Raw genomic sequence first — 26,923 nt, 5'->3', positions numbered from 1 at the left:
CCTCCCTCCGGGATTTCTCCATGCAGGCACGCCGGCGCTTTGCGCCGACCGTGCCCTTTTTTTCGTCCTTTCCGCGGCGCTCCGGGGTGCCCGGACAACGGCCGCCGGCCGCCCGTGCGACAACCGGCCCGAAGCCGCTTGCGGCCCGTGGGGCGGGCGATCGCGGCCGATGCACGCACGCTCGGCCCACATCGGCGCTTGACCTCCGCCGGTCGACTCGATAGCGTTTCGGGTTTGCCCGGGTGGCCATTGCCGCCGGTGCCGTGAGCGCGCCCGACGTCCTGGCGCGCGCGGCCGGGCTCCGATGGAAAAGACGATGCAGAAACTCGATGCGGCCAGCCCGCAGGCGATGTCGACCGATTTCACCGCCGACAACGTCGCGCGCCTGAAGGCGCTGTTCCCCGAACTCGTGACCGAAGGCCCCGGCGGCGCGTCGGTCGACATCGACGTGCTGAAGGCGCTGGTCGGCGAACGCACGGTCGGCGACGCCGAAGAACGCTACGGCTTCCACTGGCATGGCAAGCGCAGCGCGCGCCAGGCCGCGCTCACGCCGTCGACCGGCACGCTGCGGCCCTGCCCCGACGACAGCGTCGCATGGGACGACACGCGCCATCTCGTGATCGAGGGCGACAACCTCGACGTGATGAAGCTGCTGCACAAGAGTTACGCCGGCAAGGTGAAGCTCGTCTACATCGACCCGCCGTACAACACCGGCAGCGATTTCGTCTATCCGGACGACTTCAGCGACAGCATCCGCCACTACCTGGCGATGACCGGGCAGACCCAGGGCGGCGTGAAGCGCAGCACCAACACCGAGGCGAACGGCCGGTTCCACACCGACTGGCTGAACATGATGTATCCGCGCCTGAAGCTCGCGCACGCGCTGCTGTCCGACGAAGGGCTGATCGCGGTGCACATCGACGAGCACGAAGTGCACGCGCTGGTGCTGATGCTGCGCGAGATCTTCGGCGAGGAGAACGAGCTCGGCGTCGCCGTGTGGGACAAGCGCAACCCGAAGGGCGACGCACGCGGCGTCGCGTACCAGCACGAATCGCTGGTGCTGTTCGCGCGCAACGCCGAGACGCTGCTCGAACGGGCGCCGCTCAAGCGCCCGAAGCGCAATGCGCAGCGCATGCTCGACGCCGCGCACGACGCCGTGTACCGCAGCGGCAACGCGAAGGACGCGCAGAAGGCGTACCGCGCGTGGATGAAGGCGCAGACCAACCTGTCCGGCGGCGAGGCGATGTACGACCGGCTGTCGGCCGACGGGCGCGTGTACCGTCTCGTGTCGATGGCCTGGCCGAACAAGAAGAAGGCGCCGGAAGAGTATTTCACGCCGCTGATCCACCCGGTCACCGGCAAGCCGTGCGCGATGCCGGCGCGCGGCTGGCGCAACCCGCCCGCGACGATGCAGGCGCTGATCGAGCGCGGCCAGATCGAGTTCGGCGCGGATGAAACCACGCAGCCGCAGCGGATCTACTACCTCGACGAGAACATGTACGAGAACGTGCCGTCGGTGCTGCCGTTCGCCGGCTCCGACGATGCGCTCCTGAAGACGCTCGGCATCCCGTTCGACCTGCCGAAGCCGGTCGATTTCGCGGCGGCCGTGATCGGCTGGTGCACGCGCGGCGACGACATCGTGCTCGACTGCTTCGCGGGCTCCGGCTCGACCGGCCACGCGGTGATGCAGGTGAACGCGACCGACGGCGGCGCGCGCCGCTACGTGCTCGTGCAGTTGCCCGAAGCGCTCGACCGCCGCGACAAGACGCAGCTGGCGGCCGCCGATTTCTGCGCGAAGCTGAAAAAGCCGCTGACGCTCGCCGAAATCACCAAGGAACGCCTGCGCCGCGCCGCGCAGCAGGTCGCGCGCGATTACCCGGAAAGCTATGGCGACCTCGGTTTCCGCGTGTACCGGCTCGACACGACCAACGTGATCGAGTGGGACCCGCGCCGTGACGACTTCGACCATGCGCTGTTCGCATCCGTCGAGCACGTGAAGACCGGCCGCACCGAAGACGACCTGCTCGCCGAACTGACGCTGAAGCTCGGCCTCGACCTGTGCACGCCGGTCGAGCATCACCAGGTGGCGGGCAAGACCGTGCACCTGATCGGCCGCGCGATCGTCGCGTGCTTCGATGCGCGCATCTCGCGCGACGACGCGGGCCCGCTCGCCGACGGCATCGTCGACCTGCTCGATGCGACCGGCACGACGCACGACGTCACGTGCCTGTTCCGCGATAGCGGCTTCGTCGACGACGTCGCGAAGCTCAATCTCGCCGCGCTGCTCGAACAGCACGGCGTGAAGCGCGTGCGGAGCCTGTGATGCGGCTGCATTTCGAAGCGGATCTCGACTACCAGCGCGAGGCGATCGACGCCGTCTGCGACCTGTTTCGCGGCCAGGAATCGTATCGCGGCGACTTCAGCGTGCTCGCGAACGCCGCGCCCGGCACCACGGCCGCCGCGCAGGGTTCGCTCGGCTTCGCGGTATCGGAGCAAGGCGTCGGCAACCGGCTGTCTCTGACCGACGACGCGCTCGCGCGCAATCTCGCCGACGTGCAGCTGCGCGGCGGGCTGCCGCCGTCCGGCCTGCCCGGCTCGCGCGACTTCACCGTCGAGATGGAGACCGGCACCGGCAAGACCTACGTGTACCTGCGCACGATCTTCGAGCTGAACCGCCGCTACGGCTTCACGAAGTTCGTGATCGTCGTGCCGTCGATCGCGATCAAGGAAGGCGTGCACAAGACGCTTTCCATCACCGAGGATCACTTCCGCGCGCTGTACGCGGGCGTGCCGTACGACTACTTCCTGTACGACTCCGCGAAGCTCGGCCAGGTGCGTCACTTCGCGGCGAGCGCGGCGATCCAGATCATGGTGATGACGGTTGCCGCGATCAACAAGAAGGAAATCAACAACCTCTACAAGGACAGCGAGAAGACCGGCGGCGAGAAGCCGATCGACCTGATCCGCGCGACGCGGCCGATCGTGATCGTCGACGAGCCGCAAAGCGTCGACGGCGGGCTCGAGGGGCGCGGGCGCGAAGCGCTCGCCGCGATGGCGCCGCTCTGCACGCTGCGCTATTCGGCCACGCACGTCGACCGTCACCACATGGTGTACCGGCTCGACGCGGTCGACGCTTACGAACGCAAGCTCGTGAAGCAGATCGAGATCGCGTCGGCGATCGTCGAGGATGCGCACAACAAGCCGTATGTGCGGCTCGTCGGCGTGTCGAACCGGCGCGGCGCGATCAGCGCGCGCGTCGAGCTCGACGTCGCGACGGCGGCCGGCGTGAAGCGCCAGATCGTGACGGCCACCGACGGCGACGATCTCGAACGCCTGACCAGGCGCGCGCTGTATGCGGGGCTGCGGATCGGCGAGGTGCATGCGGTGAAGGGCGCCGAGTACGTCGAGCTGCGCCATCCGGAAGGCGAGGCGTTCCTGTCGCTCGGCGAGGCGTTCGGCGACATCGACACGCTCGCCGTGCAGCGCGAGATGATCCGCCGCACGATCCGCGAGCATCTCGACAAGGAACTGCGCCTCGCGGAGCGCGGCGTGAAGGTGCTGTCGCTGTTCTTCGTCGATTCGGTCGAGCGTTATCGCCGCTACGACGAGAACGGCATGCCCGCGAAGGGCGACTACGCGCTGATCTTCGAAGAGGAATATGCGCGTGCGGCACGCGTGCCGGCCTACCGCGCGCTGTTCGACGGCGTCGACGTGGCGCTCGAAGTCGGGCGCGCGCACAACGGCTACTTCTCGATCGACCGCAAGGGCGGCTGGACCGATACGAGCGAAAGCAGCGCGGCGGCCCGCGAAAATGCGGAACGCGCGTACGGCCTGATCATGCGCGAGAAGGAGGCGCTGCTGTCGTTCGACACGCCGCTGAAGTTCATCTTCTCGCACTCGGCGCTGAAGGAAGGCTGGGACAACCCGAACGTGTTCCAGATCTGCACGCTGCGCGACATCCAGACCGAGCGCGAGCGCCGCCAGACGCTCGGCCGCGGGTTGCGCCTCGCCGTTGACCAGGACGGCGAACGCGTGCGCGACCCGGGCGTGAACACGCTCACCGTGATCGCGACCGAGCGCTACGAGTCGTTCGCGGAGAACCTGCAGAAGGAAATCGAGGCCGATACGGGCATCCGTTTCGGGATCGTCGAGGAACACCAGTTCGCGGCGCTGCCCGTACAGGAAGGCGACGCGCCCGCGCATGCGCTCGGCATCGAGCTGTCGCGCGTGCTGTGGAATCATCTGCACGAGCAGGGTTACGTCGATGCGCAGGGCAAGGTGCTCGACCGGCTGAAGGATGCGCTGCGCCAGAGCGCGCTGGTGCTGCCCGAGGCGTTCGAGATGCTGCGCGCGCCGATCGTCGCGACGCTGCGCAAGCTGTCGGGCCGTTTTGCCGTGCGCAACGCGGACGAGCGCCGTGCGATCGCGCTGCGGCGCGATGCGTCGGGCAAGGCCGTCGTGTTCGGCGAGGATTTCCGCGCGTTGTGGGACCGCATCCGTCATCGCACCGTGTACCGCGTCGAGTTCGACAACGCGAAGCTCGTGCGCGACTGCGCGGCCGCGCTGCACGATGCGCCGGACATCGCGCGCGCACGGCTGCAGTGGCGCAAGGCCGAGATCGATATCGGCAAGGCCGGCATCGAGGCGATCGAGGTGGCCGGCGCCGGCACGGTGCTGCTCGACGAAGGCGAGCTGCCGCTGCCCGACCTGCTCACCGAGCTGCAGGACCGCACGCAGCTCACGCGCCGTTCGCTTGCGACGATCCTGGCCGACAGCGGCCGGCTCGACGATTTTCGCGTGAATCCGCAGCAGTTCATCGCGGTCGCGGCCGATGCGATCAACCGCTGCAAGCGGCTCGCACTCGTCGCCGGCATCGCGTACCGCAAGCTCGGCGAGCGCCATGTGCATGCGCTCGAATCGTTCGAAAGCGAGGCGCTGACGGGTTACCTGCGCAACCTGCGGCCCGACGCGCGGAAGTCGATCCACGAAGCGGTCGTGTGCGAGACGGACGCGGAGCGCGCGTTCGCCGATGCGCTCGAGGCGCACGACGGCGTGAAGCTGTACGCGAAGTTGCCCGCGTGGTTCCGCGTGCAGACACCGCTCGGCAGCTATCACCCCGACTGGGCCGTGCTCGCGGAGCAGGACGGCGGCGAGCGGCTGTACTTCGTCGTCGATACGCCGAATACGGACGGCCATGTGCCGAGCGAGCACGAGCGTGCGAAGCTCGCGTGCGGCGAAGCGCATTTCCGTGCACTGGTGGACGGCGACGGCGCGGCGCGCTTCGTGCGCGTCAGGCAGGCCGATGCGTTGTTCGAACCTGCGGTGCCGCTGGCAGGCGCCGGGCGGTGATACGAAGGGCGGCGATGAGCCGCCCTTTTTTCTGCGTCGATCGATCGCGCCGGATACCGTTGCGACGCGCACGCCGCGTATCGATTCCGCTCGTACCGTCCGCGTGAAAGCGATCCGTATTCTTGCCCGGGCGCAGTGCGGTTACGGCTGGTTGCAAATCGGGTCGGCACGACGTTTTCGCGCGACGGCGGCAATGCGTTGCCTCGATGAAAAAAGGGCGCCGAAGCGCCCTTCTCCCGCATGCGTGCGCCGCGCTTACAGCGTGCGGCCGAATGCGTCGTGATGCGAACGATGCGTGGACGTCGACGCATGCGTGGTATGGCCATGCGCATGCCCGTGCGTGTGACCGCGGCCCGGCTGCACGCCGGCGCGATCGGCGATCGTATCCGAGCGGTCGGCAGCGCGCGACAGGCCCTTGTCGCGGTCCCCCGCGTGCATGCCGTTCGAGTTGCTCAGCGCTTGGCCGCTCATGTGGCCGCCGGACATACCGCCCGCGTTGCCGCCCGAGCCGCCTGCGCCATGACCGCCACCGTTGCCACCGCCATTGCCGCCGGCCGCCGCGTACGCGGACACCGAGCCGAGCGCGAGCAGCGCGGCCGTCAATACGGACAGATATCGTTGCTGTTTCATCTTGTGCTCCCTGGAGCGCGTTCGTGTGACTGCATTCTATGAACGCACAAAATTCGCGCCACACGACGTTGTAAATGATCGTAACGATGCGCGCGGTGCGCATTCGTCGGATCGATCCGGGTGTTGCATGAACGGGGAGCGAAGCAGGCGGCGGCGCCTCGGCGCCGCCCCGGTGATGAAGTGCTTACTGCGCCGGCTGCATGCCCTGCGCGGCGGCCTTGTGTTGAGCGGCCTGCTCCTGCGCCTGCTTCTTCGCCATGTGGTGGCCGACGATACAGCCACCGACCGCACCGACGACCGCGTGGTGCCCCGCATAGTGGCCGGCGACCCCGCCGACCACCGCACCCTTCATGCAGCCCGCCGCATGCGCGCTGCCGATCGTTGCGAGCGCGACGACAGTGGCGGCGGCGCACAGCCTGATGTGACGAATGGGCATCATGTTGTCACTCTCCTCTCGTGGTGATCAGCCGGGCCGCTCAGTCCCAGCGGCCGCCGCGCCAGCCGCCGCGATCGCGCCACTCGTGCTCGCGCCATTCACGGCGGCGCCACTCGTGTTCGCGCCATTCGCGCCGACGCCAGCCATCGTCACGCCAGCCGTCATCGCGGTAGCCGACCGGCGCGTACATGACAGGCGGCGGCGCGACGTAGACCGGTGCGGGCGCCGCGTAGACGCCCGGCACGCCGATGCCGACCGACAGGTCGACGTGGGCCGACGCGACGCCCGAAGCTGCCAGCGCCGCTACACCGAGAACTGCACCGAGAATAAGTTTCTTGCTCATCTCGCGACTCCCTGCACGTGTCGTGCGTCATGTGAATACGGTTCGGAGTCTAGGCACCGGGCACAGACACAGGTGAAACGGGTATGCGAGACCGGTAACGGACGTTTACGGATGCCCGCAAAGCCTTGCGGGACAAGGGAGAGGCCGTACTCGAAACACCGTTGCGGCGATGCATCGGGCCGGTAAAAAGGGCGTTTCGGCACGAATCCGGGCGATTCGATCGAGCTCGCCGGCGTGCGCGGGAAGCGAACCGCCCGCACCGCGCGGCGCGAGCGGTTCGCAACAGCGGGCGTTACGCGCGGATATCGTCGACGCTGCGCAGCCAGTGCACGCTGAACAGGTTGTCCGCGTCGGTCCACACGGTATCGGGCTCGAATCCCGCGCGGCGCGCGATCGCATGGAAGCCGTCGATCGTGAACTTGTGCGAATTCTCCGTGTGGATGCGCTCGCCGGCTTCGAAGCGGAACGTGTGGCCGCGCACGTGCACCGTCTGCGCGACATCGCTGACGAGATGCATCTCGATGCGCTGCCGCTCGCGGTCGTAGAACGCGCAATGCGAGAACGCGTCGACGTCGAAATCCGCGCCGAGCTCAGCGTTCGCGCGCACCAGCAGGTTCAGGTTGAACCGCGCGGTCACGCCCTGCGCATCGTTGTACGCGTCGTGCAGCGTGCGCGCGTCCTTCACGAGATCGGCGCCGACCAGCAGGCCGCCGCCGCGCAGCAGCCGTGCGGCATCGCGCAGGAACGCGTCGGCTTCTTCCGGCGAGAAATTGCCGATCGTCGAGCCGGGAAAGAAACCGATGCGCCGCGCCGGTGTTGCGGTCAGCGCGGCCAGTTGCTCGGCCTTCGTGTAGTCGGCCGCGAGCGGCGCGACGTCGAGCCATGAATAGGCCGAACGCAGTCGCGCGGCCGCGCCGTGCAGGTAGTCCGCAGAGATGTCGACCGGCACGTAGCGCGCCGGCGCGTTCGTATAGTTGCCCGCGAACGCATCGAGCAGCACGCGGATCTTCTCGAGCGAGCCGGCGCCGAATTCGACGAGTTCCGCATGCGGGCCGACGCGCCGCACGATCTCGGCCGCGCGGTCGCGCAGGATGCCGAGCTCGGTACGGGTCGGGTAATACTCGGGCAGTTCGCAGATGCGATCGAACAGCGCGGAGCCGGCCGCATCGTAGAAGTATTTCGGCGGAATGCTGCGCGGCGTACGCGACAGTCCGTCGATCAGGTCGCGCTCGAACGCGCTCGGCCGCGAATCGCGGGCGGGTTGCTGGCCACCGCTCGTGGCCGTCTGGTCAGACGTCTCGCGCAAGTCGCACCCCCGTGAATTGCCAGCGCGCGGCCGGCGGAAAGAAGTTGCGGTACGTCGGCCGTTCGTGCCCGGGCGGCGTCGCGATGCTGCTGCCGCGCAGGACCTGCTGGCCGACCATGAACTTGCCGTTGTATTCGGCGGCGACGCCCGCGAGCGGCCGAAAGCCCGGGTACGGCTCGTAGGACGAGCGCGTCCATTGCCACACGTGCCCGAGCATCTGCCGAATGCCTTCGGCGGGGAACGCGGCTTCCCATTCGAATTCGGTCGGCAGGCGGGCGCCGGCCCATTCCGCGTACGCAGCCGCTTCATAGAAGCTCACGTGGCACACCGGTGCGTCGGGCGCGAGCGGTTCGATGCCGTGCAGGCCGAACGTGCGACGTACGCGCGTGGCGGCCGCATCGTCGTCGTCGGGCATCCAGTACGCGGGCCCTTGCCACCCTTCCCGCTGCACCGTGGCCCAGCCGTCGGACAGCCAGAACTCGGGGCGGGTGTAACCGCCGTCGGCGACGAACGCCGCGAACTCCGCGTTCGTCACGAGGCGGTTCGCGATCTCGTACGGCCGCACGAGCGCCGTATGACGCGGCCGTTCGTTGTCGAACGAGAACGCATCGCCGTCGTGGCCGATCTCGACGAGCCCGCCCGGCTGGTGAAGCCAGTGCAGCGCGCCCGCATCGCCCGCGGCCATCGCGTCCGCGTCCGTCCCGTTGCGCGGCCGGAACGCCGGCTTCAGCGGGTTGCACGAGAACGCGTGCAGCATGTCGGTGACGATCAGTTCCTGGTGCTGCTGCTCGTGATGCAGGCCGAGCACGATCTCGGGCGCGATCGTATCGAGCAGCGCCGCATCGGCACCGGCCAGCGCGCGCAGCATCGCGTCGTCGACGTATTGCCGGTACGCATGCACCTCGTCGAGCGACGGGCGCGTGAGCAGCCCGCGCTGCGGCCGCGGATGGCGCGGGCCGAGCGCTTCGTAATAGGAATTGAAGAGGAACTGGAATGCGTCGTCGAACGGCGCGTAGCCGGGCACGCGGCGCATCAGCACGACGGTTTCGAAGAACCAGGTCGTATGCGCGAGATGCCATTTCGTCGGACTCGCGTCGGGCATCGACTGCACGGCCTGGTCTTCGGCGGACAGCGTCGCGGTCAACGCGACGCTATGGGTGCGCACGTCCTGGTAACGGCGCTGAAGCTGTGATGCAAGGAGGCTCATCGGTTTACCGTCCACGTCGCGATTCGCTGCGTTGCGTTGCCGGAAAAGGGAAAGCCTTGCGCGTGATGCGCGCGGCTGACGTGCAACCTGCTGCTGCGTCGACGGGCAGCCGGCGCGCGCGCCGGGCCGCGAATGCGGCGTCACTTCATCTGCCCGTGCAGAACAGTATGGTCCAGAAATGTGAATGCTGCGAATCGGGATGCCGGTGAAACGCGAACGAAAGAAAAATGAAAGTGTTGGCTGCGCGCGTGTCGCACGCGTGACACGCCGGGCAGGCCTGCCGGTTCGGGCGTGAACGCCATCCACGACGCGCCGGTCCGCGCCGGCGGGCTGCTGACGCCCCATGACTTCCGCGCGGCGATCGTGAGTGAATGCCCCGAGATGCGTGAATTTGTCTGATGAACGTGTGCGTGCGCCGCGACCGGCACGACGGTGAACCGCCCCGCCCTTCGTCCGGGTCCGCGGCCAAACGCGCTTCGAAAAAATTTTCGCCGATGTCACACACACGGGGGGCTCGCTCGTCATGTCACCGGAACCCACACGAAAGGAGAAGGACCATGACTGCGAAACTCAATCCGTTTGCCGCCGCCCCCGCACTGATGAAGCACTGGATGACCGTATCGGTCGCCGCTGCCGGGAGCCTCGAGCCGACGCTGATCGAGCTCGTCAAGATCCGCGCATCGCAGATCAACGCGTGCGCGAACTGCATTAACATGCACACGGCCGAGGCGCGCGAGCAAGGCGAGACCGAGCAGCGCATCTATCTGCTCGCCGCGTGGCGCGAAGCGCCCTGCTACACCGACCGCGAACGCGCGGCGCTCGGCTGGACCGAAGCGCTCACGCGGCTGTCGGAGGGCCACACCGCACACGAAGCAGCCTACGCGGCGCTGAACGACCACTTCAGCCAGGAGGAACAGGTGAAGCTCACGCTGATGATCAACGTGATCAACGGCTGGAACCGGCTCGCCGTCGGCTTCGGGCTGTGGATCGACCCGGCCGACGCGAAGGCCGCCGCCGCGAAGATGGTGGCCTGATGCCGACCCTCGACCCGGCCGGGGGCAGCGCCGAGGAACGGGCCGACGCGGCCGCGAGCTTCGACCCGTTGCGTCGCACGCTGATCCGCGTCGCGTACCGGATGCTCGGTTCCGTCGCGGATGCCGAGGACATGGTGCAGGAAGCGTTCATCCGCTGGATGGACGTCGACCGTACCGAGGTGCGCGTGCCCGAGGCGTTCCTGCGCCGCATGGTGATGCGCATGTGCCTCAACCAGCTGAAGTCCGCGCGGCACCAGCGCGAGACCTATATCGGCCCGTGGCTGCCCGAGCCGGTCGTCGAGGAAGACGAACAGGAAGACGTCACGCTGCCGCTGCTGCTTGCGCTCGAACGGCTCTCGCCGCTCGAACGCGCGGCGTTCCTGCTGCACGACGTGTTCGGCCTCGAGTTCGACGAAGTGGCCACGACGATCCAGCGCGACCCGGCCGCGTGCCGGCAGCTCGCCGCGCGGGCCCGCACGCATGTGCGCGAGGCGCGACCGCGCTTCCATGTCGAGAAACAGCGCGGGATCGAATTGGCGGAAGCGTTTTTTGCCGCGTCACGTAGCGGTGACATGCGCACGCTCGGCGCGATGCTCGCCGAGGACGTGAGCCTGCATTCGGACGGTGGCGGCAAACGCTCGGCGGCGGGCAAGCCGGTGCTCGGCTTCGAACGCGTGATGAAGGTGCACGAGTATCTCGCCGAGCTGTTTGCGACACATGCATCGAAGCTCGTGCGTGCCGGGTTCGTCAACGGGCTGCCGGGTTTCGTCACGCTGGAATCCGACGGCGAGCTGCAGACCACGGCGCTCGAGATCGAGGACGGAAAGATCGTCGCGATCTATGTCGTGCGCAATCCTGACAAGTTGAAGCATCTTCACTGAAGGCGGCGGGATCGCGCGCCGGGTGCCGTGCGCAGGCACGGCCGCGATGCGCGCTGTTCACCGTCCTGCCGCCCTGCTTTACCGGCCGCCCGTTCGTGCTCGTGCTCGTGCTCGTGCAATCAATACGTCCCGACCACGACGTTGCGGATCATGATCATCAGGAAGCCGAGCAACGGCGTCGCGATCGCGAAACCGGTCGCCGCGAGCCAGTTCGTGCCGCCCTGCGCTTCCAGCAACGCGAGAAACGATTCGCGCGACGTCGCGTTCGGGCGCAGCTTGTCGATCCTGCGCTCGACGTGCGCCTTGTAGAGGCCGTTCCCGTACCAGCCGAGCGAAACCGCGATCCCGATCGTGACCGGGTCGAGCGTGCTCGATTCGAAGTATGTCGGGAAGAACAGCAGCTCGACCAGCGTGATCGCGAGCGACGCGCCAAGGACGGCCGCGGCCGGCCAGTACATGCATCGATATGCCATCCAGACCGGGCCCAGGAAACAGGCTGCCCAGTTCCACGACTGCCGGTTCTTGCGTGACGCGGCGATCGTCCATTTCCGCTCGAACCAGGCCGCCTTCTTGCCGACATAAGCGGCGATTTCGTCGTTGCTCGCGGACGATGCAGCGGTCGTGACGTCGGACATGGTCGGGTGCTCTCAGTTGCGCGGGTCGCGCGTTGTTGTTTTGATGTGTTGGAAATCGGGCGACAGCCGGAACAGCCGCTTCGATGCGCACACGATTCTACGCGCGGCGCAGCGCCCGTTGTATGGCGAATCGAGGTGTCGGTGAGGAAGGATGCGATGCCGTGGATCACGCAACGCATCGGGGCGACATGCGTTGTTTCGCGTTGTTTCGGCCGGAAAAAGAAAAACGCCACGCGAGGTTGCCGCGTGGCGTTTGTATGTTTGGCGAGCCGCGTTGCCTGTAGGCAATTTGCGCTGCCGGACCCCTTCATTTTGTTCGTTGGTAGGCTCGATTGGATTCGAACCAACGACCCCCACCATGTCAAGGTGGTGCTCTAACCAACTGAGCTACGAGCCTAAGAAGCCGCGAATTATAGAGAGGGTTTTGGAGGAGCACAAGCCCCTTCGTGAAAATTTTTTGAATCGCGGTGCGAAGGGCCCGACGATCGATGTTGCCTTGCGATGCCGGGAGCGTTGGCTTCACCGCTTCGAATCACAGCAAAACGCGTCGATGTGCTGTGAGGTTATCCACATTCCCCTCTGGATAACCGTCCGGCAAGCCTCTGGATTCACAGTGGAACGATTGAGGATATGTCGGCGAGTCTGCGAATCGACGAAAAGTTGTTCTGTGCTCCGCGGAGCTGTTCACGTGCGACACCCATGGTTATGCATCCCGCTTCGTGCTGAAAATTCAGTGCGTTACGGAGGTTATCCACTGTGAGGCACAGCGCTTGTTAACTACCACTACGTATATATACGAACCCTGTTAACACCTTTGGATAAGCACAGTCCGTCGACTGTGATCCGCCCGGGATATGCACTGCGTGCGGCGGACAGAAGAACGAATCGGGAAGCTGTGAAGCGCGTGGGTGATGTGCGGACCGTCATGTCTGTAGAATCGCCGGCATCCAGGATGCAAGGGCCCGTCGGACTGGCTCACGACACATGACCGATTCTTCGTTGCCCAGGCTGGACACGCTCGATATCGACACAGTCGTGCATCGAATGCTGCAATATCCGGGCGACATCGTGTTCGAGCAACGCGTGTCGATCCCGGAAGCCGACGTCCTGTGCTGCCGCTACAAAGGCGAGCGATTCAACGTGAAGTTCGATCTCGGCTACGGGGTGTTTGTCGATCGCGTCGGAAAGCTGTCTCGCCAAGACATCGAAGACATCGTCAGATGGCTCGCAACGGTGTGAACCGGATGACGAAAGGCACAGGCACATGATTGATTCTTTGACTGCGCTGCAGCGCTGGTACGAATCGCGTTGCGATGGCGTCTGGGAACACGCGCACGGCATCGAGGTCGTCACGCTGGACAATCCGGGATGGAAGGTGAAGCTCGACGGCGCGACGTCCGGCAAGGTGATCGATCTGTCGATCGAGCGCGACGAATCGGACTGGATATCCGTGCGTGCGACCAGCGCTGAATTCGCCGGCTACGGCGGCCCGGGCAATTTGCCGGAGCTTCTCGCGCTCGCGGTCGAGTGGATTGACTGGCGCGCGACGAACGACGAAGGACGAAGCGATCGATGAAGGCACCTGGCGACGAAATGCTGGCGACGGAGATTGCAGGCCATGCTGCGGTTGTCGTGACCGAGGTGGTGGCCGCCGCCGATGGGCTGGCACGATTGGGCTTCGCTCGGCAATCCGGTCGCGGGAATGTGCGATCGCCTGGCGCGGGCCGGGACAGTGCGTCATCGAAACGCGATGAATGCGGTGTGCGATCGCTCGATGTCTTCCACGGCGCGACGAAACCGAAGAAAGAACAGGGCGACGCAAGCGGCGCTCGCAACTGGAGTGAGTAATGGGACCGATCGTTTGCCATCGACACGGACGCGCTTCCACGGCGACAACGTCGAAGGGTGTGGACGCACGCATCAGGCTGCGCGCACAGTGTGTGCCCGGCGAACTCGTGAAGGTCTCGCTCGACCGGCCGAGATACAGCCGGGAGATGTGGATGTTGCGCGCCGAGCTCGACGAGCACGAGGTCGATGCGATCTTCGTCGATCGGGTCGCGCACGTGAAGGCATTTCCGAAGATCGCGGCATTGGAGCGCTTGCGCGCGTATGTCTGTCTGGCGTGCCTGGACGAACTGCTCGTGCGTTCCGGCGAGGTGCCCCATCAACCGACGACGAAAGAGCAGGCGTTCGATACGTCCGTCGTCGCGGCGAATGCAAAGTGGCCGAGCGATTTCGCGCGATGCGAACTTCACGGGCTGATCCGGCCGACGCGGTCGTCGCCGGATATCGAAACGGCGATTCTCACGATCGATGTGATCCGTGATTGTCACGTCGTGCGGGTGATCGATGCCCGTGTGAAGCACGAGCCCAAGTATTGGTTCGACGAAGCGTTTTTGCGCAAGGTGCTCGGGCCGGATATCGACATCGTCGATTCGACGTTCCGGATCGACGATCCGGCCATGTTCCTGCGGCTGCGGGACGCCGGTGAGTATGTGTGTCCGGTGTGCCTGCGGGAGGTGTTGAAACGCAGCGGCCTGGGCGATGACGCTGCGCCGGCGTGAACGCAAAGGAGAGGGCATGACGGGCAGGCAACCGGTGCCGTTGCGAGACGATCAATGATGACCGACACGATCGAGCAGTACGACATGACGGACGACGCTACCAGGCGCAAGATTTTCTGGCTGCTGCAACGCCTGACGAGCCTGTCGCTCTGGACGCGCAAGCGCGAGGCATTCGAGCGCTTCGCGAACGCGTACGAGCATGCAGTGAACACGTGGCCCGATGGTGATCCGGAGGCCATTCAGCGCACCCACTTTCCGATCATCGCCGACATTCTCGCGGCTTACGATCGAGGGCTGACCGAGCTGGCCCGAGGGAACCGGATTGGCTGGCGGAGCGGTGGGCCGTTCAAGCACGTGTACCGGCAATACCACCTTCTGGACGCGTATTTCTACCCGAATCCCGATTACTGGGATCGCGGTGGGCAGGTTGCCCCGTACCCGCCGAAGATCGACGCGCTGGCCCGGCTGCTGCACGCATCGGAATACCAGATGGAGTATGCGCCGTTCGATTCGGACGATCGATTCGGCAACCTCGCACGTCTGCGCTCGGCAAGACAGCTGTTGTCCCCGAATGCCCATGAGCGCAATTTCCACACGCTTCCGTATCCGGTGTTTCCGGAGGAGCTGCCCGCGGTTCCGCAAGCTGTGGGCCCGATCATCTGGACCGGCCGGAAAGTGCCTTGCGACGGCATCTGGGAGCCTGTCGTCGTCAAGTGGTCGAGGCGGCCGGGCCTCGTGCCGATCGTCATGCCCGGCTTGCGTAATGGAGGTTGCTTCAATTACTTCACTCGGGGCACGCGTGCGCCGAACCTGACGGACGATTTGCCGGGATTGTTCATCCCGACGTGCTGGCGATTGCTGTGGGAAGACCGGCGTTACGTGAACGGCGTAGTTCCCGACGAATCGCAGTATTTCCTCGAGCCGCGGCAAGCGCCGCAGACGAACCCGAACCCGTGATATCCGGAGAACGCCATGAGCAAGCTGAATTTCGGCGAGGTCGATCGATGTTCCGTCCGGCTCAATACCGCGACGCTGCTCGGCCTGAAGGCCGCCTATGACGACTTCGCGCGAACCGGGCAGGATCTGCACAACTTCGAGATCTGCATCACGGACGAAAGTGCCGCGAGGGTCGATCCGAAACCGGACGACCACGTCATCGGCGTGACGTTTCTGGCGAAGATGCCTCCCGGCATGCGCGGGCTCGGCAATGCAAGTCCGCTCGGGACGTCGATGGGATACGTCATCTCCCCGGAGACCGGCGAGATTCTCAAGGGTCATCTGACCAAGTGACCTGGGCGGCGGTGAAGGTGGTCAGCCTTCGTATGTGGGTAACCGCGGCGCAAATGACGTGAAATGCTGTGCGAGCAACAGGTGAGCATGCGCTCGGATCGCAAGCGGGGGGGCGGATCCCGGCGAATTCTGACCGTGACAAGCCGATCCGGATACGTGAGCCCGCGACTGAGTGCAGAAATGCCGGCTCCACGATGCGAGCGCGGGGGAAAGCGCATCACGTTCGTGCGCTTGCCGACGTGCCGCATGTGGACAACCTGCACGCCTAGCCAGTCGAATCGCTGTGCCTCGGACAGGTGAGCGCCATGCACTCGACCATGTGAATCAGCCCGAATGCCTTGTTGGACAGGGATTGTCCGGAATAGAGCGGGTGATGGGAAGAATGTTCGCGCGACCCGCCGTGATCGAGTGCCATGTGGATATCGAGCAGCCAAGACACTCGAAATCCTGTGCATTCAACGGGTGAGGGTACGCGAATGTGGTGAGGATGTTTGCGTCACCTCCCGGGTTGTGGATATCACGCTTCCACGCAACTCGAAACGCTGTGCAGACCCAAGGTGAGCGAACCGAACGATATCAGCATGTAGCGTCACCACGATCAAGCTGACCGGCCTCCACGACTCCCGGTGCGGTTCAGACACCGACTCGACTGGCGTCGCGAGAGAAGGCGGCATATACCAGGACAAAGTCGCACGGCGAGGATGATCGTTCGCTATGCTGCCGGTGACAACGCACCTATCCATCGGATACACATGAGCGCAACTGCGCGGATCATTCTCAAAGCCATGCTGAGCCTCCCCATTGCCTTTGGGCTCGCCTATCCCCTTGTCCATCCTTCGGAAGACGGTGGCGTTCTCGGCGAAATGGAGAGGCTTGGGACAATCGGCGGCATCGTCGTCATCACGGTTTTCCTGGCTCTGGTCCATGCCTACGCGAGCGACCTGAGGACTACCCTGAAATCGGTCAACCAAGGATCGCGTGCGGCCGAACCCAACAGCGTCTGGCTCATGTTCCTCTTGCCGTACAACTTCATCGAGGATTTCTTCATTATTTCCAACGTTGCGAAGTCGCTGGAAGCGGAGTCCCGTATCAATCCGGCGCTGTCGGGTCTGCGCTCGTTCGGCCGGATCAGTGGCATCGGGTGGTGTCTTGCGCAGGTTGTTTCGTTGATACCCGATACCCTTGGCTCCATCGCCGGTGGCGTTGCAGTTTTCCTCTGGGTTTGGCACTGGGTGTTCGTGCGTCGAGCGAACAAGATGCTTGCCGGCAGCCAGGTCTCGGTGGCGACTCTACCTGGACGGACAGGATCGTAGCCATCCTTGGAAGCCGGATCGCTTACCCGTGATCGATGTGGACATCCTGTTCCGCAGCGACTCGAAACCCTGTGATTCCAAAGGTGAGGGCACCGGAGCGGCTTCGATGTGCATAACAGCCAGGGAAAGTCAGTCGAAACACTGTGCAAGCGAGTGGTGAGCGTGCGCCCGTTCAAGCCCGCCGGGCCGCGCCACAAAAGGCGCTGGCGGCCACCCCCAACCGCCAACCGGGCGCGCATCCTGCTACTTCAAGTCTGCTGATCGAGCGCCTGCACGACCGCTTTCTCCGCGAGACTCCCGGCCGGCCCGACCACCGCATAGTTGAGTCCGTTCACCGAGCCGTACCGCGCGAGCAACGCGCCATCCACACGTTGCCCGGCCGGCAGCAGCCGATGTTTCGATTCTGCCGGCCGGAGATAGAAGCTCAGCGTCCGCCCGGCCTCGTCTTCATAGAGCACCATCGCAGCCGTGGCCCCGCTGTCCGTCGTGAACAACCGCCCACCGACCGGCCTGAACCCCGCAGCGCTCAGATCCGGCAGCCGCGCCGATGCCCCGACGCGCCGGGTGAGCCACCCCTGCAAATCGCCCGCACCGGTCGGCCGGTAATCCACCTTGGCCGTCTGATCGACCACCATCATCCGGTAAGCCTCGACTGCATCGCTCATCGGTGCGATGGGCGGCGCCGCGTTCCATCCACGCGCCTGCCATCCGCCGAATGTCCCCAGCCCGACGCAGAACACGAACGAAGCCGCGATCGCGAACCGCATCCGCGTGCGCTCCGCCTGCCTGCCGCGAATGGCGGCAGGATCCAGCGCAAGGTTATCCGCCGGCATCCGCACGCTTTCCAGCGCGGCCCGCAACCGCTGCGCATCCTGCTGCCATTGCTTCACCTGTTCCGCGCGCTCCGGATGCAGCGCGAGATAGCGCTCGACCGCGGCGCGCGCATCGTCGTCGAGCTGGCCGTCGACGTAGGCCTGGAGGTCGTGTTCGTTAGGTGGAATGTTCATCATGATGTGCTCCGAGAAACCCCGCCGTTTCCCGCAAGGGGACTTCCTTCGGGGCGCATGGCGGGTAGCGCAGGGCGCATTTGACAGGCAGCTTCGTCCACCAGCTAGGATGGCCGGCATGATCCTTGTCTATCGCTACCGGGTAAAGTCGCTCAACGGGCTGCTTAACAAGCAGAGCCGCGCGGTGAACTACGTCTGGAACTTCTGCAACGACACGCAGAAGCATGCCCTCAAGTGGAACAAGAAGTGGCCGACAGGGTTCGACTTGAACGTATTGACGACGGGTTCTAGCAAAGAGCTTTGCATCCATTCCGGCACGATCAACGCAACGTGCGAACAATACGCGAAGTCGCGTAGCCAGCACCGTCGACCTTACCTGCGCTATCGCGGCCGGAAATCGCTTGGCTGGGTGCCGCTGAAGGGGCGTGACCTGAAGCGCGAAGGAGACGCGTTTCGCTTCGCTGGTAACACCTTCCGCGTGTTCAACAGCCGCCCGCTTCCCGAAGGCAAGATCAAGGACGGAACCAATTTCGCACAGGATGCGTGTGGCAATTGGTTCCTGAATATTGTGATCGAGATGCCCGATGTTCAGGCTCGCCCGATCCGTTTGGGCGTCGGCATTGATCTTGGCCTGAAAGACTTCGCCACACTCTCGACGGGCGAAAAGCTGGCCAATGCCCGGTTTGGCCAGCGCGCGGCGGAAAAGCTGGCGAAAGCCCAACAGGCGCGAAAACACAAGCGGCATATCGCGAAGCTGCATGCAAAGGTAGTGAATGCACGCGCCGATTTCCAGCACAAGCTCGCGCTCGATCTGGTGCGGCGCTACGACTACATTGCGATCGGCAACGTGTCGGCCGCCAAACTCGCCAGAACCAGGATGGCGAAGAGCGTCTACGACGCATCCTGGTCGTCCTTCCGCAACAAGCTCCGTTATAAGGCGATGGCGCACGGAGTCACGTTCGAGGAAGTCGACGAAAGCGGTTCTACCCAGTCCTGTTCGTCGTGCGGGTCGAAAGACAGCACGACGCGGCCGAAAGGTATCGCGGGGCTGCGAATAAGAGAGTGGACCTGCAGTGAGTGCGGTGTCTTGCATGATCGAGATATCAACGCTGCGCTGAACATTCTCCGATGCGGACGTGCATCGCCAGGTGTGGGAATCCTCCGACTTTCGGCGGAGGAGGGCGTCAATTCTTCATCAATCGCAAGGAAGGAGCAGGAAGCTCGCCGTCGCTGAGCTGGCGCAGCGCCTGGCGCGCGCGGGAGAGCCGCGACATCACGGTGCCGATCGGCACCTCGAGCAGGTCGGCGACTTCCTGATAGGTGAAGCCCTCGACCGCGACGAGCAGCAGCAGGCTGCGCTGTTCGTCGGAGAGCCGGCCGAACGCTTCGAGCGTCGCGCGCGCCGCGAATTCGCGTTCAGCGGACGGCCAGTGCGCTTCGTCGTCGTCGCGGATGCGGCCGAGCAGCCACGCGTAGCGCTTCGCGCTGCGTTTGCCGTCGAGAAACTGCCGGTACAGGATCGTGAAAAGCCAGCTGCGCAGCGACGCGTCGTCGCGACGGCTCGTCCAGCGCGACAGTGCGCGCTCGAGCGTCGACTGGACGAGATCGTCGGCCGAATGGACGTCGCGCGCCAGCCAGAGCGCGAAGCGTCGCAGCCTGGGGATGAGTTCGCGCAGCGTGTCGTCGTCGAGGGCGGTGGAGGGCATGGCCGGGCCGGTTGCCGAATGGGTAGAGATGCCGCGTAAGACGCCGGTGGGCGCCGCGTATTCCACCAGCATAGGAAAAAAATTTTCGTGGAATAAAGCGGCGCGGGTGGCGTCCTACGCTGGTTCGACAATGACCTGATGGTCGGGAGCACATTCATGGAGCGATCTTCTTCCTCTTCTTCGCCGCAGCGCGAGCCTGGGCGCGGGTGGTGGCGCTGGGCTGCGATCGGCGGCGCGGTGGCCGGCGTGGCCGTGGCGTTCGGGTATGTCGGCGGGTGGTTCGCGCCGGCGCGTCTGACCCCGCACCGGATCGTCGACGCATTGCAGACGGCCGGCGGCGGCATTCACCCGGGCTTCCGGCGCAATCACGCGAAGGGCGTGTGCGTGACCGGTTACTTCGAAGGCAACGGCGCCGCGAGCGCGTATTCGGTCGCGCCGTTCTTCAAGGCGGTGCGCACGCCGGTGGTCGGGCGCTTCGCGTTGCCGGGCGGGAACCCGTACGCGCCCGACAGCAGCGTGCCGATCCGCAGCCTCGCGCTGAAGCTCACCGCGCCCGATGGCGAGCAATGGCGAACCGGGATGAACGCGATGCCCGTGTTTCCGGTGGCGACGCCGCAGGCGTTCTACGCGCAATTGATGGCGACCCGGCCCGATCCGAAGACGGGCAAGCCCGACCCGGCGAAGGTAAAGGCGTTTTTCGGCGCGCACCCGGAGGCGGGCGCGTTCCTGCAATGGGTGAAGGGTGCGAAGCCGAGCGCGAGCTACGTCACCGAAAGCTATTACGGATTGAACGCGTTCTACTTCGTCGACGCGGCCGGCAAGCGCCAGGCGGTGCGGTGGCGCGTTGTGCCGGAGCAGACGGCCGGCGCCGGCGACGTCGCGACGGCGGCGGACCCGAACGTGTTGCAGCAGGACGTGACGCAGCGCATCGCGGCGGGTGCGCAGAAGTGGAAGCTGCTGGTCACGTTGGCGGAGCCCGGCGATCCGGTGGACGACGCCACGAAGGTCTGGCCCGCGCAGCGCACGACGATCGACGCGGGCACGCTCGTGCTCGACCGCGTGGAGGCGCAGGACAGCGGGCCGTGCCGGGATGTGAATTACGACCCGACGGTGCTGCCGCAGGGGATTCAGGTGTCGGGGGATCCGTTGCTGGCGGCGCGCTCGGCTGCCTATGCGGATTCGTATCTGCGCAGGACGAGTGAAGAGGCCGGCGTGGCGGGAGTGGCCAGGTTGAGTTCGGAGGGACGGTGATGAAGACTTCTGCGACGTTTGGGTTGCCCGCGAGGGTGCTGCACTGGGTGATGGCCGCGATGATCATCGCGATGCTGTTCATCGGGGTGGGGATGGTGGCGTCCGTTTCCGGGCGGCACGAGGTTCTGGTGGCGATTCACAAGCCGCTGGGTGTGGCCGTGCTGGTGCTGGTGTGCGTGCGGATCGTGGTGCGGGTGTTGTCGAAGCCGCCGGCGTTACCCGAGGATCTGCCGTGGTGGCAGAAGGTGGCCGCGCACGGATCGCATCTCGTGCTGTATGCGCTGATGGTCGCGATGCCGCTGATCGGGTGGGCGATGCTGTCGGCGGGCGGGTATCCGGTGACGTTGGGCGGCGGCGTGCAGCTGCCGGCGCTGGTGTCGGCTGATCCGGTGACGTTCGCCTGGCTGAGGGTCGCGCATCGTGTGCTGGCGTATCTGTTCTTCTTGACGTTCCTCGCGCACTTTGCGGCGGCGCTGTATCACGGACTGATCCGGAGGGACGGCGTGGTGAGGGCGATGGTCGGGCGGTAACCGACGGGAAGGTCGAGTTCGCGGCGGCGGGGCTGTATACGGGCGACCGGGGCAGCTCTTGCCGTGCCGCTTATATATGGCCACTCGGGTAGGCTCGGCTGCTCCCGGCATAGCATGTCAAAAATATTTCACGAAAGGGGTTGCGTAGATGGGGGCAGGTGCTTAGAATCACGCCTCTTTCGCGCTAACGGAAACGCAGCGCGGGAGGAAGAAGGGAGGCGGTGCTGTTGAAGTTGGTTTTAACAACTCCAGTGCATACGAAATTAAACCGCAGTCGTCGCAACGAAGTAGTTAAAAAAGTTGTTGACGAGTTTTAAAAAACGGTTAATAATCTCGCTTCTCTGCTGCTGAAAACGCAGCGCTGCTGAGAAACACGAAGTTCCTCGCAGATTGCTCTTTAAAAATTAACAGCCGATAAGTGTGGGCGCTTGATCGAAGCGAGCTGATCTTCGGATCAGATAGCGAAAGTATCAAGAGTCTCACACTAAAGTAAGTCAGGTTTATGAAGCAATTCATATTCCTGTCAGCTTTGAGTGAGCGACCGGTTCTTAACTGAACCGAAAACAGTAACAGGTTTAAACTGAAGAGTTTGATCCTGGCTCAGATTGAACGCTGGCGGCATGCCTTACACATGCAAGTCGAACGGCAGCACGGGTGCTTGCACCTGGTGGCGAGTGGCGAACGGGTGAGTAATACATCGGAACATGTCCTGTAGTGGGGGATAGCCCGGCGAAAGCCGGATTAATACCGCATACGATCTACGGATGAAAGCGGGGGACCTTCGGGCCTCGCGCTATAGGGTTGGCCGATGGCTGATTAGCTAGTTGGTGGGGTAAAGGCCTACCAAGGCGACGATCAGTAGCTGGTCTGAGAGGACGACCAGCCACACTGGGACTGAGACACGGCCCAGACTCCTACGGGAGGCAGCAGTGGGGAATTTTGGACAATGGGCGAAAGCCTGATCCAGCAATGCCGCGTGTGTGAAGAAGGCCTTCGGGTTGTAAAGCACTTTTGTCCGGAAAGAAATCCTTGGCTCTAATACAGTCGGGGGATGACGGTACCGGAAGAATAAGCACCGGCTAACTACGTGCCAGCAGCCGCGGTAATACGTAGGGTGCAAGCGTTAATCGGAATTACTGGGCGTAAAGCGTGCGCAGGCGGTTTGCTAAGACCGATGTGAAATCCCCGGGCTCAACCTGGGAACTGCATTGGTGACTGGCAGGCTAGAGTATGGCAGAGGGGGGTAGAATTCCACGTGTAGCAGTGAAATGCGTAGAGATGTGGAGGAATACCGATGGCGAAGGCAGCCCCCTGGGCCAATACTGACGCTCATGCACGAAAGCGTGGGGAGCAAACAGGATTAGATACCCTGGTAGTCCACGCCCTAAACGATGTCAACTAGTTGTTGGGGATTCATTTCCTTAGTAACGTAGCTAACGCGTGAAGTTGACCGCCTGGGGAGTACGGTCGCAAGATTAAAACTCAAAGGAATTGACGGGGACCCGCACAAGCGGTGGATGATGTGGATTAATTCGATGCAACGCGAAAAACCTTACCTACCCTTGACATGGTCGGAATCCTGCTGAGAGGTGGGAGTGCTCGAAAGAGAACCGGCGCACAGGTGCTGCATGGCTGTCGTCAGCTCGTGTCGTGAGATGTTGGGTTAAGTCCCGCAACGAGCGCAACCCTTGTCCTTAGTTGCTACGCAAGAGCACTCTAAGGAGACTGCCGGTGACAAACCGGAGGAAGGTGGGGATGACGTCAAGTCCTCATGGCCCTTATGGGTAGGGCTTCACACGTCATACAATGGTCGGAACAGAGGGTTGCCAACCCGCGAGGGGGAGCTAATCCCAGAAAACCGATCGTAGTCCGGATTGCACTCTGCAACTCGAGTGCATGAAGCTGGAATCGCTAGTAATCGCGGATCAGCATGCCGCGGTGAATACGTTCCCGGGTCTTGTACACACCGCCCGTCACACCATGGGAGTGGGTTTTACCAGAAGTGGCTAGTCTAACCGCAAGGAGGACGGTCACCACGGTAGGATTCATGACTGGGGTGAAGTCGTAACAAGGTAGCCGTATCGGAAGGTGCGGCTGGATCACCTCCTTTCCAGAGCTATCTCGCGAAGTTGAGCGCTCACGCTTATCGGCTGTTGATTAAGACAGACTAGCTGTCTGCGGTTAAACCGGTTATAATGCCGGCCGCTTTCAATAATCTTCAATGACAAACATTCGAATGAAGTTTGGTTCGAGTTTTTCTCATTGGCGATTGAGCCAGTCAGAGTGATACGAAAGTATCGGCTGTCGTTCTTTAACAATCTGGAAGAAGTAAGTAATTTGGATAGCGGAAGCGTCTTGAGATGGACGTGGAAACTATCCGGGTTGTGATTGTATCGATGTATCTCAAGATGATTCGAACTCTAAGTTTGACTCAATTGGAATACGGCACAACGCGAGAACTCAACCTGTAGCGACTGTCGACGAGACAGACTCGTTATAGGGTCAAGCGAACAAGTGCATGTGGTGGATGCCTTGGCGATCACAGGCGATGAAGGACGCGGTAGCCTGCGAAAAGCTACGGGGAGCTGGCAAACAAGCTTTGATCCGTAGATGTCCGAATGGGGAAACCCACTCCTTCTGGAGTATCCATGGCTGAATACATAGGCCATGCGAAGCGAACGCGGTGAACTGAAACATCTAAGTAACCGCAGGAAAAGAAATCAACCGAGATTCCCAAAGTAGTGGCGAGCGAAATGGGATGAGCCTTGCACTCTTTATTTGTATTGTTAGCCGAACGCTCTGGAAAGTGCGGCCATAGCAGGTGATAGCCCTGTAGGCGAAAACAGTATGAAAGAACTAGGTGTGCGACAAGTAGGGCGGGACACGTGAAATCCTGTCTGAAGATGGGGGGACCATCCTCCAAGGCTAAATACTCGTGATCGACCGATAGTGAACCAGTACCGTGAGGGAAAGGCGAAAAGAACCCCGGGAGGGGAGTGAAATAGATCCTGAAACCGCATGCATACAAACAGTCGGAGCCTCGTAAGGGGTGACGGCGTACCTTTGTATAATGGGTCAGCGACTTACGTTCAGTAGCAAGCTTAACCGTATAGGGCAGGCGTAGCGAAAGCGAGTCCGAATAGGGCGTTCAGTTGCTGGGCGTAGACCCGAAACCAGGTGATCTATCCATGGCCAGGATGAAGGTGCGGTAACACGTACTGGAGGTCCGAACCCACTAACGTTGAAAAGTTAGGGGATGAGCTGTGGATAGGGGTGAAAGGCTAAACAAACCTGGAAATAGCTGGTTCTCTCCGAAAACTATTTAGGTAGTGCCTCGTGTCTCACCTTCGGGGGTAGAGCACTGTCATGGTTGGGGGGTCTATTGCAGATTACCCCGCCATAGCAAACTCCGAATACCGAAGAGTGCAATCACGGGAGACAGACATCGGGTGCTAACGTCCGGTGTCAAGAGGGAAACAACCCAGACCGCCAGCTAAGGTCCCCAAATATAGCTAAGTGGGAAACGAAGTGGGAAGGCTAAAACAGTCAGGAGGTTGGCTTAGAAGCAGCCACCCTTTAAAGAAAGCGTAATAGCTCACTGATCGAGTCGTCCTGCGCGGAAGATGTAACGGGGCTAAGCTATATACCGAAGCTGCGGATGCGTGCTTAGCACGCATGGTAGGAGAGCGTTCCGTAAGCCTGCGAAGGTGCCTTGTAAAGGGTGCTGGAGGTATCGGAAGTGCGAATGCTGACATGAGTAGCGATAAAGGGGGTGAAAGGCCCCCTCGCCGTAAGCCCAAGGTTTCCTACGCAACGTTCATCGGCGTAGGGTGAGTCGGCCCCTAAGGCGAGGCAGAAATGCGTAGCTGATGGGAAGCAGGTCAATATTCCTGCACCATTGTTAGATGCGATGGGGGGACGGATCGCGGAAGGTTGTCCGGGTGTTGGAAGTCCCGGTCGCTGCATTGGAGAAGGCACTTAGGCAAATCCGGGTGCGCAATTCAAGGGTGTGGCGCGAGCTCCTTAGGGAGCGAAGCAATTGGAAGTGGTTCCAAGAAAAGCCTCTAAGCTTCAGTCTAACGATGACCGTACCGCAAACCGACACAGGTGGGCGAGATGAGTATTCTAAGGCGCTTGAGAGAACTCGGGAGAAGGAACTCGGCAAATTGGTACCGTAACTTCGGGATAAGGTACGCCCTTGTAGCTTGACTGGCCTGCGCCAGGAGGGTGAAGGGGTTGCAATAAACTGGTGGCTGCGACTGTTTAATAAAAACACAGCACTCTGCAAACACGAAAGTGGACGTATAGGGTGTGACGCCTGCCCGGTGCCGGAAGATTAAATGATGGGGTGCAAGCTCTTGATTGAAGTCCCGGTAAACGGCGGCCGTAACTATAACGGTCCTAAGGTAGCGAAATTCCTTGTCGGGTAAGTTCCGACCTGCACGAATGGCGTAACGATGGCCACACTGTCTCCTCCCGAGACTCAGCGAAGTTGAAGTGTTTGTGATGATGCAATCTACCCGCGGCTAGACGGAAAGACCCCATGAACCTTTACTGTAGCTTTGCATTGGACTTTGAACCGATCTGTGTAGGATAGGTGGGAGGCTATGAAACCGGAACGCTAGTTTCGGTGGAGCCGTCCTTGAAATACCACCCTGGTTTGTTTGAGGTTCTAACCTTGGCCCGTGATCCGGGTCGGGGACAGTGCATGGTAGGCAGTTTGACTGGGGCGGTCTCCTCCCAAAGCGTAACGGAGGAGTACGAAGGTACGCTAGGTACGGTCGGAAATCGTGCTGATAGTGCAATGGCATAAGCGTGCTTAACTGCGAGACCGACAAGTCGAGCAGGTGCGAAAGCAGGTCATAGTGATCCGGTGGTTCTGTATGGAAGGGCCATCGCTCAACGGATAAAAGGTACTCTGGGGATAACAGGCTGATACCGCCCAAGAGTTCATATCGACGGCGGTGTTTGGCACCTCGATGTCGGCTCATCTCATCCTGGGGCTGTAGCCGGTCCCAAGGGTATGGCTGTTCGCCATTTAAAGAGGTACGTGAGCTGGGTTTAAAACGTCGTGAGACAGTTTGGTCCCTATCTGCCGTGGGCGTTGGATATTTGAAGGGGGCTGCTCCTAGTACGAGAGGACCGGAGTGGACGAACCTCTGGTGTACCGGTTGTCACGCCAGTGGCATCGCCGGGTAGCTATGTTCGGAAGAGATAACCGCTGAAAGCATCTAAGCGGGAAACTCGCCTTAAGATGAGATATCCCTGGGGACTAGATCCCCTTGAAGGGTCGTTCGAGACCAGGACGTTGATAGGTCAGGTGTGTAAGCGCAGTAATGCGTTCAGCTAACTGATACTAATTGCCCGTAAGGCTTGATCCTATAACAAGTCTGCCTTGTAGATCGGCGCCGTGCGACAGCACCGGCCGCAAGATCCAGAGC

The 26,923-nt window shown here is 62.9% G+C and carries 21 protein-coding genes, 1 tRNA gene, 2 rRNA genes and 1 pseudogene; 16 read left to right on the top strand and 9 right to left on the bottom strand.

From position 1 onward, the window contains the following. Nucleotides 1-304 precede the first annotated feature (304 nt). Both PQB87_RS00280 and PQB87_RS00275 read left to right on the top strand, forming a co-directional pair. Nucleotides 305-2,323, top strand: a complete 2,019-nt coding sequence (locus PQB87_RS00280) for a site-specific DNA-methyltransferase (RefSeq protein WP_059687934.1) — start codon at nt 305-307, stop codon at nt 2,321-2,323. Then, entirely contained in the window at nt 2,323-5,349 is a 3,027-nt protein-coding gene (locus PQB87_RS00275; protein ID WP_222154670.1) for a type III restriction-modification system endonuclease, read from the top strand. The genes PQB87_RS00280 and PQB87_RS00275 overlap by 1 nt, the downstream gene beginning before the upstream one ends. A gap of 255 nt (nt 5,350-5,604) precedes the next feature. Here PQB87_RS00275 and PQB87_RS00270 read toward each other — a convergent pair whose 3' ends face one another. The 5 genes from PQB87_RS00270 to egtB all read right to left on the bottom strand — a co-directional run bounded on the left by PQB87_RS00270 (nt 5,605) and on the right by egtB (nt 9,271). After that, nucleotides 5,605-5,979 (bottom strand): hypothetical protein, encoded by a 375-nt coding sequence (locus PQB87_RS00270; protein ID WP_060159610.1) that lies wholly within the window; start codon nt 5,977-5,979, stop codon nt 5,605-5,607. 184 nt (nt 5,980-6,163) lie between these two features. Further along, complete coding sequence (locus PQB87_RS00265) at nt 6,164-6,418, bottom strand: hypothetical protein (RefSeq protein ID WP_069253099.1); 255 nt, start codon at nt 6,416-6,418, stop codon at nt 6,164-6,166. A gap of 37 nt (nt 6,419-6,455) precedes the next feature. Next, a complete protein-coding gene (locus PQB87_RS00260) occupies nt 6,456-6,758 on the bottom strand; it encodes a hypothetical protein (RefSeq protein WP_111943699.1) in 303 nt (100 codons plus the stop codon). A 292-nt stretch (nt 6,759-7,050) separates the two neighbouring features. Next, nucleotides 7,051-8,064: an L-histidine N(alpha)-methyltransferase gene (gene egtD, locus PQB87_RS00255; RefSeq protein WP_489242441.1), complete on the bottom strand. Its 1,014-nt coding sequence runs from the start codon at nt 8,062-8,064 to the stop codon at nt 7,051-7,053. Next, on the bottom strand, nt 8,048-9,271 hold the full coding sequence (egtB, locus tag PQB87_RS00250) for an ergothioneine biosynthesis protein EgtB (RefSeq protein WP_124544925.1): 1,224 nt from the start codon (nt 9,269-9,271) through the stop codon (nt 8,048-8,050). Before egtB ends, egtD begins: the two co-directional genes overlap by 17 nt. A 557-nt stretch (nt 9,272-9,828) precedes the next feature. Between egtB and PQB87_RS00245 the strand changes: the two genes are divergently transcribed. Both PQB87_RS00245 and PQB87_RS00240 read left to right on the top strand, forming a co-directional pair. Then, nucleotides 9,829-10,305: a carboxymuconolactone decarboxylase family protein gene (locus PQB87_RS00245; protein WP_153487599.1), complete on the top strand. Its 477-nt coding sequence runs from the start codon at nt 9,829-9,831 to the stop codon at nt 10,303-10,305. Continuing rightward, a complete protein-coding gene (locus PQB87_RS00240) occupies nt 10,305-11,186 on the top strand; it encodes a sigma-70 family RNA polymerase sigma factor (protein WP_489242440.1) in 882 nt (293 codons plus the stop codon). The genes PQB87_RS00245 and PQB87_RS00240 overlap by 1 nt, the downstream gene beginning before the upstream one ends. Nucleotides 11,187-11,305: 119 nt before the next feature. Here the strand turns inward: PQB87_RS00240 and PQB87_RS00235 are convergent, their stop codons facing one another. After that, nucleotides 11,306-11,821 (bottom strand): DUF2628 domain-containing protein, encoded by a 516-nt coding sequence (locus tag PQB87_RS00235; protein ID WP_489242439.1) that lies wholly within the window; start codon nt 11,819-11,821, stop codon nt 11,306-11,308. 320 nt (nt 11,822-12,141) lie between these two features. Beyond that, a tRNA-Val gene (locus PQB87_RS00230) sits at nt 12,142-12,218 on the bottom strand. A gap of 587 nt (nt 12,219-12,805) precedes the next feature. Between PQB87_RS00230 and PQB87_RS00225 the strand changes: the two genes are divergently transcribed. The 7 genes from PQB87_RS00225 (at nt 12,806) to PQB87_RS00195 (ending at nt 16,988) form a co-directional block, all read left to right on the top strand. Beyond that, nucleotides 12,806-13,060, top strand: coding sequence for a hypothetical protein (locus tag PQB87_RS00225; protein ID WP_489242438.1), 255 nt, complete (start codon nt 12,806-12,808; stop codon nt 13,058-13,060). A 25-nt stretch (nt 13,061-13,085) separates the two neighbouring features. Next, entirely contained in the window at nt 13,086-13,397 is a 312-nt protein-coding gene (locus PQB87_RS00220; RefSeq protein ID WP_060062202.1) for an immunity 53 family protein, read from the top strand. Continuing rightward, nucleotides 13,394-13,669 carry a hypothetical protein gene (locus tag PQB87_RS00215; RefSeq protein ID WP_489242437.1) on the top strand — a complete coding sequence of 92 codons (276 nt, stop codon included), beginning with the start codon at nt 13,394-13,396 and terminating at the stop codon, nt 13,667-13,669. Before PQB87_RS00220 ends, PQB87_RS00215 begins: the two co-directional genes overlap by 4 nt. Beyond that, on the top strand, nt 13,669-14,385 hold the full coding sequence (locus PQB87_RS00210; protein ID WP_489242436.1) for a hypothetical protein: 717 nt from the start codon (nt 13,669-13,671) through the stop codon (nt 14,383-14,385). Before PQB87_RS00215 ends, PQB87_RS00210 begins: the two co-directional genes overlap by 1 nt. Before the next feature lie 57 nt (nt 14,386-14,442). Continuing rightward, on the top strand, nt 14,443-15,342 hold the full coding sequence (locus PQB87_RS00205; protein WP_489242825.1) for an Imm72 family immunity protein: 900 nt from the start codon (nt 14,443-14,445) through the stop codon (nt 15,340-15,342). 15 nt (nt 15,343-15,357) lie between these two features. After that, nucleotides 15,358-15,675: a hypothetical protein gene (locus tag PQB87_RS00200; RefSeq protein ID WP_153487594.1), complete on the top strand. Its 318-nt coding sequence runs from the start codon at nt 15,358-15,360 to the stop codon at nt 15,673-15,675. A gap of 752 nt (nt 15,676-16,427) precedes the next feature. Next, on the top strand, nt 16,428-16,988 hold the full coding sequence (locus tag PQB87_RS00195) for a hypothetical protein (protein ID WP_111943689.1): 561 nt from the start codon (nt 16,428-16,430) through the stop codon (nt 16,986-16,988). Nucleotides 16,989-17,236: 248 nt separating this feature from the next. On the opposite strand, the gene PQB87_RS00190 is transcribed toward PQB87_RS00195, so the two are convergent. Further along, on the bottom strand, nt 17,237-17,995 hold the full coding sequence (locus PQB87_RS00190; RefSeq protein WP_373863147.1) for an anti-sigma factor family protein: 759 nt from the start codon (nt 17,993-17,995) through the stop codon (nt 17,237-17,239). Nucleotides 17,996-18,113: 118 nt separating this feature from the next. On the opposite strand from PQB87_RS00190, the pseudogene PQB87_RS00185 reads away from it, so the two are divergent. Next, nucleotides 18,114-19,163, top strand: a pseudogene (locus PQB87_RS00185) (RNA-guided endonuclease InsQ/TnpB family protein); the annotation flags it as partial. Nucleotides 19,164-19,179: 16 nt separating this feature from the next. On the opposite strand, the gene PQB87_RS00180 reads toward PQB87_RS00185, so the two are convergent. After that, nucleotides 19,180-19,701, bottom strand: coding sequence for a sigma-70 family RNA polymerase sigma factor (locus PQB87_RS00180; RefSeq protein ID WP_489242435.1), 522 nt, complete (start codon nt 19,699-19,701; stop codon nt 19,180-19,182). 156 nt (nt 19,702-19,857) lie between these two features. Here PQB87_RS00180 and PQB87_RS00175 point away from each other — a divergent pair, with 156 nt between their 5' ends. The 4 genes from PQB87_RS00175 to PQB87_RS00160 all read left to right on the top strand — a co-directional run bounded on the left by PQB87_RS00175 (nt 19,858) and on the right by PQB87_RS00160 (nt 26,863). Further along, nucleotides 19,858-20,952 (top strand): catalase family peroxidase, encoded by a 1,095-nt coding sequence (locus PQB87_RS00175; protein WP_060316368.1) that lies wholly within the window; start codon nt 19,858-19,860, stop codon nt 20,950-20,952. Next, on the top strand, nt 20,952-21,482 hold the full coding sequence (locus tag PQB87_RS00170; RefSeq protein WP_175757937.1) for a cytochrome b: 531 nt from the start codon (nt 20,952-20,954) through the stop codon (nt 21,480-21,482). The genes PQB87_RS00175 and PQB87_RS00170 overlap by 1 nt, the downstream gene beginning before the upstream one ends. Nucleotides 21,483-22,059: 577 nt before the next feature. After that, nucleotides 22,060-23,592, top strand: a 16S ribosomal RNA gene (locus PQB87_RS00165). Between the two features lie 390 nt (nt 23,593-23,982). Beyond that, a 23S ribosomal RNA gene (locus tag PQB87_RS00160) occupies nt 23,983-26,863 on the top strand. The 16S and 23S rRNA genes sit together here, the layout of an rRNA operon. Nucleotides 26,864-26,923 lie beyond the last annotated feature (60 nt).

The organism is Burkholderia sp. KL41 (assembly GCF_057005415.2).
The sequence above is the reverse complement of the archived record's forward strand: the minus strand, read 5'-3'. Positions and strand labels throughout refer to the sequence as shown.

Excerpts from the sequence above, each read along its gene's own strand:
- PQB87_RS00280 (WP_059687934.1), top strand. The coding sequence starts at position 305 with ATGGAAAAGACGATGCAGAAACTCGATGCGGCCAGCCCGCAGGCGATG.
- PQB87_RS00275 (WP_222154670.1), top strand. The coding sequence starts at position 2,323 with ATGCGGCTGCATTTCGAAGCGGATCTCGACTACCAGCGCGAGGCGATC.
- PQB87_RS00270 (WP_060159610.1), bottom strand. The coding sequence starts at position 5,979 with ATGAAACAGCAACGATATCTGTCCGTATTGACGGCCGCGCTGCTCGCG.
- PQB87_RS00265 (WP_069253099.1), bottom strand. The coding sequence starts at position 6,418 with ATGATGCCCATTCGTCACATCAGGCTGTGCGCCGCCGCCACTGTCGTC.
- PQB87_RS00260 (WP_111943699.1), bottom strand. The coding sequence starts at position 6,758 with ATGAGCAAGAAACTTATTCTCGGTGCAGTTCTCGGTGTAGCGGCGCTG.
- egtB (WP_124544925.1), bottom strand. The coding sequence starts at position 9,271 with ATGAGCCTCCTTGCATCACAGCTTCAGCGCCGTTACCAGGACGTGCGC.
- PQB87_RS00245 (WP_153487599.1), top strand. The coding sequence starts at position 9,829 with ATGACTGCGAAACTCAATCCGTTTGCCGCCGCCCCCGCACTGATGAAG.
- PQB87_RS00240 (WP_489242440.1), top strand. The coding sequence starts at position 10,305 with ATGCCGACCCTCGACCCGGCCGGGGGCAGCGCCGAGGAACGGGCCGAC.
- PQB87_RS00235 (WP_489242439.1), bottom strand. The coding sequence starts at position 11,821 with ATGTCCGACGTCACGACCGCTGCATCGTCCGCGAGCAACGACGAAATC.
- PQB87_RS00225 (WP_489242438.1), top strand. The coding sequence starts at position 12,806 with ATGACCGATTCTTCGTTGCCCAGGCTGGACACGCTCGATATCGACACA.
- PQB87_RS00220 (WP_060062202.1), top strand. The coding sequence starts at position 13,086 with ATGATTGATTCTTTGACTGCGCTGCAGCGCTGGTACGAATCGCGTTGC.
- PQB87_RS00215 (WP_489242437.1), top strand. The coding sequence starts at position 13,394 with ATGAAGGCACCTGGCGACGAAATGCTGGCGACGGAGATTGCAGGCCAT.
- PQB87_RS00210 (WP_489242436.1), top strand. The coding sequence starts at position 13,669 with ATGGGACCGATCGTTTGCCATCGACACGGACGCGCTTCCACGGCGACA.
- PQB87_RS00205 (WP_489242825.1), top strand. The coding sequence starts at position 14,443 with ATGACCGACACGATCGAGCAGTACGACATGACGGACGACGCTACCAGG.
- PQB87_RS00200 (WP_153487594.1), top strand. The coding sequence starts at position 15,358 with ATGAGCAAGCTGAATTTCGGCGAGGTCGATCGATGTTCCGTCCGGCTC.
- PQB87_RS00195 (WP_111943689.1), top strand. The coding sequence starts at position 16,428 with ATGAGCGCAACTGCGCGGATCATTCTCAAAGCCATGCTGAGCCTCCCC.
- PQB87_RS00190 (WP_373863147.1), bottom strand. The coding sequence starts at position 17,995 with ATGAACATTCCACCTAACGAACACGACCTCCAGGCCTACGTCGACGGC.
- PQB87_RS00180 (WP_489242435.1), bottom strand. The coding sequence starts at position 19,701 with ATGCCCTCCACCGCCCTCGACGACGACACGCTGCGCGAACTCATCCCC.
- PQB87_RS00175 (WP_060316368.1), top strand. The coding sequence starts at position 19,858 with ATGGAGCGATCTTCTTCCTCTTCTTCGCCGCAGCGCGAGCCTGGGCGC.
- PQB87_RS00170 (WP_175757937.1), top strand. The coding sequence starts at position 20,952 with ATGAAGACTTCTGCGACGTTTGGGTTGCCCGCGAGGGTGCTGCACTGG.